Source organism: Pedobacter hiemivivus (assembly GCF_004331685.1).
Taxonomy (GTDB): domain Bacteria; phylum Bacteroidota; class Bacteroidia; order Sphingobacteriales; family Sphingobacteriaceae; genus Pedobacter; species Pedobacter hiemivivus.
In genome coordinates this window covers 237,708-250,392 of the sequence record NZ_SJSM01000001.1, presented here as the reverse complement: position 1 = coordinate 250,392, position 12,685 = coordinate 237,708, and the positions used below count along the sequence as shown (strand labels likewise).

Annotated in this window: 7 protein-coding genes; all 7 read left to right on the top strand. The window is 39.3% G+C overall.

Annotation, left to right across the window (positions count from 1 at the left end; translation table 11 throughout):
• The first annotated feature begins 66 nt into the window (after positions 1 to 66).
• Complete coding sequence (locus EZ444_RS01050) at positions 67 to 2,277, top strand: GH92 family glycosyl hydrolase (RefSeq protein ID WP_205945184.1); 2,211 nt, start codon at positions 67 to 69, stop codon at positions 2,275 to 2,277.
• Between the two features lie 177 nt (positions 2,278 to 2,454).
• Positions 2,455 to 3,048 (top strand): RNA polymerase sigma factor, encoded by a 594-nt coding sequence (locus EZ444_RS01045; RefSeq protein ID WP_131606354.1) that lies wholly within the window; start codon positions 2,455 to 2,457, stop codon positions 3,046 to 3,048.
• A gap of 388 nt (positions 3,049 to 3,436) precedes the next feature.
• Complete coding sequence (locus EZ444_RS01040; protein ID WP_165503486.1) at positions 3,437 to 4,657, top strand: FecR family protein; 1,221 nt, start codon at positions 3,437 to 3,439, stop codon at positions 4,655 to 4,657.
• Positions 4,658 to 4,777: 120 nt separating this feature from the next.
• On the top strand, positions 4,778 to 8,224 hold the full coding sequence (locus EZ444_RS01035) for a SusC/RagA family TonB-linked outer membrane protein (protein WP_131606350.1): 3,447 nt from the start codon (positions 4,778 to 4,780) through the stop codon (positions 8,222 to 8,224).
• Between the two features lie 11 nt (positions 8,225 to 8,235).
• A complete protein-coding gene (locus EZ444_RS01030) occupies positions 8,236 to 10,158 on the top strand; it encodes a RagB/SusD family nutrient uptake outer membrane protein (protein ID WP_131606348.1) in 1,923 nt (640 codons plus the stop codon).
• A 19-nt stretch (positions 10,159 to 10,177) separates the two neighbouring features.
• Positions 10,178 to 11,410, top strand: coding sequence for a DUF4959 domain-containing protein (locus EZ444_RS01025; protein ID WP_131606346.1), 1,233 nt, complete (start codon positions 10,178 to 10,180; stop codon positions 11,408 to 11,410).
• A gap of 27 nt (positions 11,411 to 11,437) precedes the next feature.
• Positions 11,438 to 12,682, top strand: coding sequence for a DUF4998 domain-containing protein (locus tag EZ444_RS01020; protein WP_131606344.1), 1,245 nt, complete (start codon positions 11,438 to 11,440; stop codon positions 12,680 to 12,682).
• Positions 12,683 to 12,685: the final 3 nt, after the last annotated feature.

Here is a 12,685-nt window from a genome sequence, read left to right as displayed (position 1 = left end):
CAAACGAATTGAAATTAAAGCGGGGTGTTCTTGGACATCCCGCTTTATAATTTTGGAGCCTGGCTTATGATGAAGAAGATATTTTCCTTTACGCTGATCTGTGGGTTTGTTGCCAATTACTGTGCAACGGCGCAAACAAATCTGACCAAATATGTAGACCCGCTTATTGGTTCTGCAGCACATGGACACGTATTTGTAGGTGCGAACGTTCCTTTTGGGGCCCTGCAGCTAGGACCAGCGAATGTTTTTGGCGGATGGGATTGGTGCAGTGGTTATAATTATGTAAGCAACACCATTACAGGTTTCACCCATACCCATTTAAGTGGAACAGGGATAGGCGACTTGAATGATATTCTGATTATGCCGGCTACCGGTCCGGCTCAGGCTGATTATGTATCTACTTTTTCACATGAGAATGAGGTTAGTCGTGCCGGATATTACAGCGTGCAACTAGATAAATATCAGATAAAGGCCGAGTTAACAGCCTCGGAAAGGGTAGGCTTTCATCAATACACTTTTAAAACGCAGGATAATCCGCATATCATGCTCGATTTAAGTACGGGGTTGGGCTGGGATACACCTACAAAGACCTTTGTAAAACAAATCGATGCAACTACACTGGTTGGCTACCGTTTTTCTAAAGGTTGGGCAAATGATCAACGCTTGTATTTCGCAGTTAAATTATCCCAACCACTTTCTGGTATAAAGCTAACGGATAGCCTTACTATATTAAGTGGTACTGAAGGGGAAGGCAAGCGAATTAAAGCTGTGATAAATTTTAACACCATAAATAATGGAGTTTTAAAACTGAAAGTAGGTCTGTCGCCTGTAAGTTATGAAAACGCATTACTAAACTTAAATACAGAGATTCCTCATTGGGATTTTGATAAAGTAAGGGTGGCTGCGGATCGTAAATGGAATAAAGAACTGAGTAAAATAGAGATCAAGGCAGATGCTTCAACGCTTAAAAAGTTTTATACGGCAATGTACCATGCGATGTTCGCGCCATCTTTATTTAATGATGTAAACGGCGACTATAGAGGTACAGACAAAAAAGCATATCCTAAAGCTAATTTCACCAATTATACTACTTTCTCATTATGGGATACTTATAGGGCTTTTCATCCTTTGTACACCATTTTACACCCGGAAAAGGTATCAGATATTGTTAATTCGTTTCTTGCCATTTATAAGCAGCAGGGAAAACTTCCTGTATGGCATTTAATGGGGAATGAAACAAATACAATGATCGGTTATCATGCCGTTCCAATTATTGCTGATGCTTATTTAAAAGGCTTTAAGGGTTTTGATACGAATCTTGCTTATGAGGCTGCAAAACATAGCGCAATGCAAAAGGTTGATGGTATAGATTACGCCCAAAAGCTAGCATATATCCCAGCAGATAAAGTAATTGAGGCTGTAGCTAAAGGTCTAGAGTATGCAGTAGATGACTGGTGTATCGCCCAGATGGCAAAACGCATGGGTAAAACTGATGATTACGTTTATTTTAGTAAAAGAGCAGGTTTGTATGCCTTGTATTTTGATAAGCAGACAGGATTTATGCGCGGTAAGCTAGAGGATGGCAGTTGGCGTACTCCTTTTGATCCTGTTGCTTCTAAGCATAGAGAGGATGACTACACCGAAGGAAATGCATGGCAATATACCTGGTTGGTTCCTCAGGACCCTAAAGGTCTAATCAAGTTGTTTGGTGGAGAAAGAGGCTTTATTAGTAAATTGGATTCATTGTTTAGTATTAGCTCTGAAATGGCTGAAGGGAGCTCACCAGATATTACCGGTTTAATTGGGCAGTATGCGCATGGCAATGAACCTAACCATCACATTCCTTATTTGTATGCTTTTGCGGGCCAGCCATGGAAAACAGCAAATATCGTTCGTAAAATAACAGACTCTTTGTATACTGTAAAACCTGATGGTTTATGTGGTAACGAAGATTTAGGGCAAATGTCGTCGTGGTATATTTATTCTGCGCTTGGTTTTTATCCTGTTAACCCTGCAAACGGTGTTTATATTTTTGGATCTCCTGCAATCAATGACGCAGTGATCAGTTTAGCTGACAATAAAAAGTTTCACATTAAGGTAGTTGGAAACAGTAATCGTAATAAATACATCGCTAAGGCGGTTTTAAATGGTAAAAACTATACCAGATCTTATTTGTTGCATCAAACCATTATTAATGGGGGGGCGCTGGTACTTTATATGAGTGACAAGCCATCTAGCACCTGGGGTGTTGCGCCAAAAGATCGACCAATTAGATAATATAAATGCTATTCGCATAAAGTCAGTTAATTTGGCTCCAATAAGATAAACATAGACCAATAGGTGCCAAAATTCCATAGCCTAATGGCAAATTGATTTAATAATTTGCCATTAGGCTATGTTATCTTTATTCATAACCAAGTATAACCACGGTTTCAGTTAAATGGAAACGGTCGTATGAATAAAGAACACCACAAGGATTTTACAGCCACACAGTGGTTGATAAAGTTGATTAATAATGATCATTTCGCTTTTCAGGTACTTTACGATCTGTACAGTACACAGCTTTATAGCAATCTTTTAAGGATCGTTAAGGATACAGATATTGCTCAGGATTTATTGCAGCTTGCTTTTGTGAAAATTTGGGAGAAGCGTCATTTAATAGATCCTGAAAAGGATTTTTTGGCTTATCTTATTCAAATTACCAGAAATTTGGCTTACGATCATTTTAGAAAAGTAGCCCTTGATAGGAAGTTGGAAACCCATATTTTGTCCCTCACTAACGAAGCGTACAGCCATATTGAAGAGGAGCTAATTTATAAGGAAAGTAACCAACTTTTTTTGAGTGCAGTAGCCAAACTCTCTCCTCAACGAAAACAGGTATTCACTTTATGTAAAATGGAAGGCAAAAGTTATCATGAAGTAAGTAATATGCTTAACATTTCTACCTCAACCATTAGTGATCATTTATTGAAATCCAATAAGTTTATCCGGGCTCAGATGTCAATTCCTGAGGTTTTGGTTTCTATTTTTCTTATGTTTTTGTGCTGAGTTATTGCTGTTTTTTGGTTACAAAGAAGCTTTTGTTCAATATTTCTCTCTCGCATACTCCATCGCAAATAGTTGTCCCGTTGTGTTTTGCTCTGGTTCTATTATAAAGCAACTTAATTCACAGTGTATTAACGGATGTTAACCGGACACTACGCGGGTGGAGCCGAGTAGTGTCCGAGTAATGTCCGAGTAACGTCCGGGTAATGTCCGGGTATATAGCGGTTTCAAACGGTTTGCGTAGTGTTAACTATAAGGAAACTTTTGGGACGGAAAAGGACAAATAAAAAAAATGTAATTCCGAGCAGGGACTTTGTTCAGGAGGACCGTATTATCTCTAAAGGCCATATTTTAAAGCCTAATGCGCCCATTGTGGAACTATTATAAGCTAATGAAAAAAGAAGAAGAGATCATAAGATTATTTAAGCGGTATCTGGCAAATGAATGTTCTGAAGAGGAAACGAAATCATTTTTAGAATTGTTTCATTCAAAAGAACATGAATCGTTTTTTAAAGAATTGATTGATGCTGAATTATCGAAGAAAGCTGATGCTGAATTTAAGAATATGCCTAATATTAAAGCGGAGTTAAGTCAGGTTCGTGAAAAGGTAATTCAGGAAACTACACCTTCTTTTCATAGAGAACCTATTCAGCTAAAATTATGGAGCAGAAGGATAGTTGTAGCTGCCATGCTAATATTGTGTAGCAGTGCAGGGCTTTATTTTTACCTACGGAATCAAACATCGAACAATGGCCAACTTGTTGGAGATATTGGTCCGGGCAGTAACAAAGCGCTATTGACTTTAGCCGATGGATCACAAATTGTTTTAGATGAAGCTTTGAAGGGTAATTTAACTAACCAGAATGGTGTTCGGATTACCAAGGCTGATGATGGACAGTTGGTCTACACCATAAATGAAACTGCTCAGGCTCAAAATTTAAATGATGGGTCAGGGAAAATGTTAACCAATACAATTTCTACCCCGAGGGGAGGGCAGTACCAGGTAAATTTACCGGATGGTACCCGTGTGTGGCTCAATGCCGAATCAGTAATTAAGTTTCCCATTAGCTTTGTTGATTTGAAAGAGCGGAGAGTTGAGTTGCAGGGGGAGGCTTATTTTGAAGTAGAAAAGGATGCGACTAAGCCATTTTTTGTGAGCACTGATAAACAAGAGGTTCGGGTATTGGGAACCCATTTTAACATCAGTTCGTATAAGAATGAGTTAGATACGAAAACAACTTTGCTGGAAGGGTCTGTTAAAGTAAGGCTATTAAACACAAAACGAGTAAGTCAGAAAGTATTAAAGCCTGGAGATCAGTCCCAAATCAGGGCTACATCTGCTCAGATCAATGTTGTAACTGTTGATCCTCAATCCGAAATAGCATGGAAAAATGGTCGTTTCTTTTTCGAAAATGAACCCATCGAAGATATTATGAAGCAAATTAAACGCTGGTATGATGTAGATGTTGAGTATGAGGATAACATGGCCGGTAAAACCATTTGGGGATCTGTTACTCGCTATGGAAACGTATCTAAGGTGTTATCTGTATTAGAGTCAACAGGAGGAGTTCACTTTAAAATTGAAGGAAGGAGGATCATTGTGCGAAAATAGTTTTACTCACAAATGAGAAAATACCGTGACTCCGATTGCCCTCGTAGCCACGGTTAGCATCAGGTTCATCCCTTGAAAAATGTACTTAATCAATCAACAATAAACCCAATAACCAAATGTATGAATTTTTACGATCTATTTAGGTCTAAACGCTTTGTTTACAGACCTAATCAAACATTGCGTATTATGAAGTTGATCATCATCATCATGACTACTTTATTAATGGACGTTACTGCCTCAGGCTTTGCTCAGAAGATTACTTTCTCACAAAAGGGGGCATCCATTAAAACTATATTTAAGGAAATTACGAGACAGACTGGATACCAGGTTGTCTGTGATGGAGATTTAATTAACAATGCACCAGCAACTGATGTTAATTTTAGAGAAGCCTCTTTGCAGGAAGTCTTTGATCAGTTTTTTTTAAAAAAATCGATTAAATGGATTCTCGAGGATAAAACGTTAATCATCAGCAAGGATAAGCTAGTCGTTGAAACCGGCTCAATGCCAAGGCACAAAATCGAGGTTAACCGGTTGGTTAAAGAAATAAGGGGGACTGTTCGAGATACCGTAGGTCCGTTACCTGGGGCTTCTGTTTCCGTTAAAGGTAAAAAGCAGATTGGAACCACCACGGATCTAAATGGTAAATATATGCTGGATGTTATAGATGAAAGCGCTGTTTTAGTTTTCAGTATGGTGGGCTATGTGACAGAGGAAGTTCCTGTAAGAGGTAAAACAATGATCAATGTAACTTTAAAGGCAAAGAATAATGATCTTGATGAAACAGTGATTGTTGCCTTTGGTAAACAGAAAAAGGAATCGGTAATTGGATCTATTACTACCATCAATCCAGGTGAATTAAAAATACCTTCGAGTAACCTTACAACGGCCCTTGCTGGGCGTTTAGCTGGCGTTATTGCTTACCAGAGAAGCGGGGAGCCGGGAAGAGATGATGCAGAGTTCTTCATCAGGGGAGCAACAACCTTTGGCTATAAGAAGTCACCATTGATCCTTATTGATAACATGGAATATACCACTACCGATCTGGCACGTTTGCAACCAGATGATATCGAAACTTTTTCCATTTTAAAGGACGCATCGGCAAGTGCTTTATATGGTGCAAGGGGTGCGAATGGTGTTATTTTGATTACGACAAAACAAGGTAAGGAAGGGAAGCCGAGAATTAATGCCAGATTTGAAAATACCATTTCTCAGCCCACTCGCGATATTGAGTTGGCCAATCCAATTGATTACATGATGCTTCATAGTGAAGCTGCATTAACACGTAATCCAACGGCTTCAACAATTTATACCCAGAGCCAGATAGACAATACGATAGCAGGAACTAATCCTATTGCATTTCCAATGGTTGACTGGCAGCAAGAGTTGCTGAAGAAGCGTACGATTAACCAAAGGCTAAATATGAGTTTAAGCGGTGGGGGTCAGGTAGCAACCTATTTTGTATCTGGAACCTATAATCAGGATAATGGGTTGCTTAAAGTTGATCCACGCAATAATTTTAATAATAATATTGACCTCAAATATTTCAATCTCAGGTCAAATGTGATTGTAAATGTATCCAAAACAACCAAAATGACTGTTCGTTTGAATGGTGGTTTTGATGAATATCAAGGGCCGATTGCCAATGGAGAGGATACTTATAAAGCCATCATGCGCACCCCTCAAACGCAATTCTTGCCTTACTATCCTAATGAAGGAATTTATAAGAACGTGAACCATATTATGTTTGGAAATATTCAGGCGGGAGGAGCAAATAATCCTTATGCTGATTTAGTGAAAGGATATAAAGAATACTCAAGATCGCTTATGGTTGCGCAATTGGAGTTTACTCAGGACTTGGCTTTTTTAACTCCCGGACTTTCCATTAATGGTATGATGAATACGAACAGACGTTCTTATTTTGATGTCGTTCGTCAGTATAAGCCATTCTGGTACGCAGTAAGCTCTTATGATAAGGTTGAAAATTCGTATAGATTAAGTCCATTGAATCCGGAAGGTGGTACAAATTTTCTGGATTTTATACGTGGAGGTAATCAGTCGGTTGCTTCTAATTTTCATACGCAGGTTGCGGCCAACTGGAACAAAAGCTTTAAAGCAAAACACAATGTGAGTTTAATGTCGGTCGTAGTTATGCGATCCGAGGGACAAGGAAATGCCAAAACTTTACAAGAATCCTTGCCTTCCAGAAACCTGGGTGTTTCAGGAAGAGCAACGTACAACTATGATGACCGATACTTTGCAGAATTTAACTATGCGTATAATGGTTCTGAACGTTTCTCTACCTCAGAGCGGTTTGGTTTCTTTCCAACCATTGGAGGTGCCTGGGCAATTTCTAATGAAAAGTTCTTTAAACCGTTATTGCCGGTAGTTAATAAATTAAGAATCCGCGGCAATATAGGCTTAGTTGGAAATGATGAAATTGGTAGTGATGCAGAACGGTTCTTTTACTTGTCTGAAGTAGAAATGAACTCGGGTGCAACCGCTGCTAGTTTTGGTACAAACTCGGGAACCAGCAGGCCAGGAATATCTGTGCTTAGATATGAAAATCCGTTTGTAACCTGGGAAACTTCAAGGAATTCAACTTTTGGGTTAGAGGTGGGTCTATGGAATAAACTGGATATTATTGCGGAATATTTTATAGATCATCGTTATAATATTTTGATGACCAGAGCTTCAATTCCGGCAACAATGGGCTTGCAGGCTGCAATCAAAGCAAATGTTGGAGAAGTTAGATCGAGGTCTTCAGAAATTCAGCTTACCTATAATGATCGTATAGGAAAAGACTTTACCATACAGCTGAGAGGTAATTTTACTTTTTCAAGGAATAGGTTTGAGGCCTATGAAGAACCGGACTATGCACAAGAATGGCTCTATAAGAAAGGACAATCTACGAGTCAACAATGGGGCTATATTGCCGAGCGTCTATTTGTAGATGAGGAGGAGGTACGAAGCTCCCCAAGTCAAAACTTTGGCGGCTTTAAGGTAATGGGTGGTGACATTAAATTTAGGGATGTCAACAATGATGGTCAGGTTAATTCACTGGACATGGTGCCAATCGGTCATCCAACTACTCCAGAAATTATTTATGGATTTGGGCCGGCGATGTCATTTAAAAATTTCGATCTGAATTTCTTTTTTCAAGGTTCAGCAAGGTCTTCATTTTGGATTGATGCTGCTGCAACGGCTCCTTTCGTGGGTAACAACCAATTGCTTAAAGTATATGCTGAAGATCATTGGTCTGAGCAGAATAGAAACTTATATGCGCTTTGGCCACGTTTATCTCCAATTGCAAATGCAAACAGTAACGCCCCTAATACATGGTTTATGCGTAACGGCGCTTTTTTACGTCTAAAACAAGTTGAAGCTGGGTACACGCTGCCAAAAAAAATAATGCAAAGATTGAGGGTGAGTAATCTTCGTTTGTATGGCTCGGCAACGAATTTGTTTACCCTGAGCAAATTTAAAATGTGGGATGTGGAGATGGCAGGCAATGGGCTTGGTTATCCGGTTCAGCGTGTAATTAATTTTGGTATTCAGCTAGGTCTTTAAAAACATTAAACATGAAAAAAATTAAAATCATATTAATTGTGATCTTGATGGGCACATTTGGCTCATGTAAGAAGTATTTAGATGTTATTCCTGATGATGTTCCGACCATAGATCATGCATTTAGCTTGAGAACTTCTGCGGAGAAATTTCTTTATACCTGTTATTCATATATGCCTGAGACAGGGAGTTACGCCACAAATCCGGCTTTTCATACTGTAGATGAAGTGTGGAATCCCGATCCCCAGATTGATATTAATGCCAACATGTTCAATATCGCGAAGGGACTTCAGAATAATACGAATCCTTTTGCAGATTACTGGACCGGTGGCGGTAGTGGGAAAAAGTTATGGCAAGGTATCCGTGACTGTAATATCTTTCTGGAAAATATAGATAAAACACCTGAACTTGAAGATTGGGAAAAAGAAAGATGGAAGGCCGAAGTACTATTTTTAAAAGCTTACTATCATTTTTTCCTGTTGAGAATGTATGGTCCTATTCCCATAGTCAGGAAAAACCTACCATTAGGGGCAACACCGGATGAAGTTAAGGTTTATAGAGAGCCGGTGGATGAGGTGGTGAAATATATTGTGGAATTATTGGATGAATCAGCGGCTATAGTTGATATGCCCGATGTATTGGTAGGAACAGAATTAACCGAATTGGGAAGAATAACCAGGTCTATCGTATTGTCTTTCAAAGCTCGTGTATTGGTTACAGCGGCGAGCCCATTATTTAATGGAAATCCTGAATATGCGGGATTTAGAGATAAAAGGGGTGTTTTGCTATTTGATCCAAACTATTCAACACAAAAATGGAGCGATGCCGTTGATGCTTGTAAAACCGGAATTGATTTTCTACATGCAAAAAACTTTAAGCTTTATCATTTCGTTGCACCAACTTCTTATGTCATCAATGATACCATACAAAGGGAGCTGGATCTTCGTTGTGCGATAAGCGATAAAGAAAGGAATACAGAAATGATTTGGGTAAATACATCCAGTACAGCAACTGATATTCAACGTATGGCTATGCCATTGCTGGCGCCGGGTACCAGTGGTTCGGGACCTAAGGGACTACTTGCTCCTCCAATTAGTTTTGTCAGTAAGTTTTACACCAAAAATGGTGTTCCGATTAATGAAGATAAAACCTGGGACTTTAATGGCAAATACAATTTAAGAGAGGCTGGATTTGATCATCTGTTTTACATTGGAAAGGGTGAGCGAACCATAAAGTTTCATTTTGACAGGGAGCCTAGGTTTTATGCATTTATTGGTTTCGATAGGGGAGTCTGGTATGGGAACTGGATCAATAACTATAATAAAGAGTCTCTATTTTATGTAAAAGGAAGAAAATCTGAAACAGCTGCGAGACAGGGAATAAGTAATTATTCGATTACGGGATATACTGTTAAAAAACTGGTTAAGATTGAAACACAGGCGGCGGCAGATGGAAATGTTACGGGAAATAACCAAGCTGCCTATCCTTGGCCAGAAATGAGACTTTCTGATTTATACCTGATGTATTCTGAAGCATTGAATGAGCTTAATGGTTACAGCCCGGAGGCCACACATTGGATTAATCTGGTTAGAGAGCGGGCAGGACTTGGAACTATAGAGGATTCCTGGAGGCTATATTCTACTAACCCTTCTAAATACACTACAAAAGATGGATTAAGAGAGATTATTCAACAAGAAAGAACCATAGAACTTGCTTTCGAAGGCCAAAGGTTTTGGGACTTGAGGCGTTGGAAAAAAGCACATGTGGATTTAAATCAGGTTATCAGAGGTTGGGACATCACTCAACAAGAGCCGGAAGCGTACTACAGGGAGGTGGTATTATGGAATCAGAGATTTGGGGTAAAGGATTATTTAATGCCCATTAAGCTCACTGAGCTGCAGACAAATAATCACTTAACTCAAAATCCTGGATGGTAAGCACTTAATTTAAAACAAAATGAAAAAAGTTAAAATATTTATATACGCGCTAATTAGTCTCTCCATATTTTCATGTAAGGAAGATCTCAGAGCGCCTTTATATGATGGACAAAATCCACCTCCACCAATAAGCAGTGCAAGTGTTGAAGCGATACCAGGAGGGGTTAAAATAACTTACAGACTACCAGACGATCCCGGGTTGTTGTATGTAAAGGCAACTTATGATTTGAAAGGGGTAAAAATGGAGGCTAAATCCTCCTATTACAATAATTTTATTATTGTAGAGGGGTTTGGAGATACGAAGGAAAAAGAAGTAAGTCTTTATGCAGTCAGTCGCTCCGAAAAACTTTCTACACCAGTAACGCTTAAAGTTACTCCTTTACCTGCGCCAGTTTATGATGTATACAATAGCCTGCAAGTAAATGAAAGTTTTGGCGGATTTACCATTGCGTTTGAAAATCCGGCAGCCCTGGGCGGTGGTGTTAACAGTAACATTACTATGGGCGTTGTGAGATGGGACGATATTTTGAAAGAGTGGGTACGCTTTGATAGCTTTTATAGTGGATTAGCCAAGGGAATATTTTCGGTAAGGCGTCAACCTCCGGTATTGACACAATTTGGGGTGTTTTTAAAGGACAGATGGGGAAATTATACGGATACGCTTAAGAAGACATTAACCCCATGGCCTGAGGTCGAGTTAGATCGTACGAAATTTAAGGATGCGAGGAAAAACCCAGTGCCGCAACGTGCTCCTTTTCCAGAACTTACAGGGATCGTAAAAGATGCAGAACATGAAGGAAGTTATCCCTGGGATAAGATGTTTGATGGAGATATCACTACTTTTTTCCATACAAAGCAGCGCTATGACATGCCGATCTGGATGCCGGTTGATCTTGGGGTGACAGCTAAATTAAGCCGATATGTATTATGGCAAAGGACAGGCAGCGGCTGGCCGTTTACGCATGGTAATCCTCATGAATGGGAGATCTGGGGGACAAATAATGTTGCAGATCCAAATAGTTGGATTAAACTGGATCATCAGGTGATGGTAAAACCATCAGGTTCGCCAATTGGGGTACTCACTAATGACGACAAGGCCGTGGCTGAATTGGGAATGGAATATAACATTGATCCGGCTTTGCCTGCCGTTAGGTATGTTGCTTTTAAACTTATTGACAATTGGGCTTCAATAGGGGGAGCAACGGGATTTATGCATGTTGCTGAGCTTAAATTTTACGGTCAGTTAAAATAGTTTTTTTAGATAAATAAGATTTTGATTATGAAACGATATATTAAACAATATCTCTTTCTTTTACTAGCTGGAGCAATGATAACTTCTTGCAGTAAGATGGACGAATCTTACAGCGGATTCTTAAAGGATGGAGAAAGACTTTACACAGGAAGACCGGATAGTTTACTAGTTTCGCCGGGAAATGGGAGGTTGAAAGTAAGCTGGAAATTGCCAGCCGATCCTAAAATAACTACCATTAAACTACTTTGGAATAGGAGGGCTGATTCTCTGGTTCTTCCGGTGGAAAGAACCACCGGCGATAAAATGGAACAGATTGTATCTGGCCTGCCTCAAGGTATTTATACATTTGAAATTTTTGCGTATGATAAAAACGGCAATACTTCAATCAGATCCGAAGCAATAGGCGAGGTATTTGGTTCTAATTATCAAAGTATCATTACAAACAGGCCGGTTGAAAAGGCGATTCATAGGGTTGTTGAAGATCCCATAAGCCATGTCATTCTGTCTGAAGATCCCTATTTGGATTGGTTTGGTGCCAGTGGACAGGTTTCTGAGGTAACAGTTGAATATATTGATAAGTCGAATTCGAAGCGGGTAAGGAAAATCAGGCAGGTTCCTAATCCCATTAATCCGGAAAGAAGTAAGATTTGGGCTGATACAACTAAGCTTCCCGGTTACAAGGCTAATTCCATCATCCGGTGGAGAACTTCTTATTTGCCAACGCCCTTGGCTATAGATACTTTTTTTACAGCATGGAATGAAATAATAGCAGAGCGAATAACCATTGATCCTAATTATAAAGATCCGATAGTATTTCCTAATGATTATCAGATTATTGCCAAACATAGTAACAAACCGCTTGCTATAAAAACGGCAAATAATAGTAATAGTACCGAGGTGGTGCAGAAAGCGTTACCGGCTACTGATTTGTCTGCAGTATGGATTGTTAAACAAATTCCGGGAGAAAACAGTACGACCAACAATACCATAACCAATAAATGGAATGGGGCTAAGGATATGGCAGTAAGTGGGGGATCTATTGATGATAATGCTAAGATTATCCAATATACAAAAGCTGCCGGAGGTACTAATGATACCTGGATCATTAAGTCAGCTAATGCAAACAATACGTATTATTACATCCTCAATTTGAAGAGCAATAAGGCCATTACTATAACGGGTTCGGGTACTGGTGATAATGTAAATGCAGTGCAGGCTACCTATACTGGTGCCGATAATCAATTGTTTAAGTTTGTATTAGTCGGTCCATAGTTT

What these genes read in the sequence shown, in the direction of transcription:
- EZ444_RS01050 (WP_205945184.1), top strand. Translation starts at nt 67, where the DNA reads ATGATGAAGAAGATATTTTCCTTTACGCTGATCTGTGGGTTTGTTGCC.
- EZ444_RS01045 (WP_131606354.1), top strand. Translation starts at nt 2,455, where the DNA reads ATGAATAAAGAACACCACAAGGATTTTACAGCCACACAGTGGTTGATA.
- EZ444_RS01040 (WP_165503486.1), top strand. Translation starts at nt 3,437, where the DNA reads ATGAAAAAAGAAGAAGAGATCATAAGATTATTTAAGCGGTATCTGGCA.
- EZ444_RS01035 (WP_131606350.1), top strand. Translation starts at nt 4,778, where the DNA reads ATGAATTTTTACGATCTATTTAGGTCTAAACGCTTTGTTTACAGACCT.
- EZ444_RS01030 (WP_131606348.1), top strand. Translation starts at nt 8,236, where the DNA reads ATGAAAAAAATTAAAATCATATTAATTGTGATCTTGATGGGCACATTT.
- EZ444_RS01025 (WP_131606346.1), top strand. Translation starts at nt 10,178, where the DNA reads ATGAAAAAAGTTAAAATATTTATATACGCGCTAATTAGTCTCTCCATA.
- EZ444_RS01020 (WP_131606344.1), top strand. Translation starts at nt 11,438, where the DNA reads ATGAAACGATATATTAAACAATATCTCTTTCTTTTACTAGCTGGAGCA.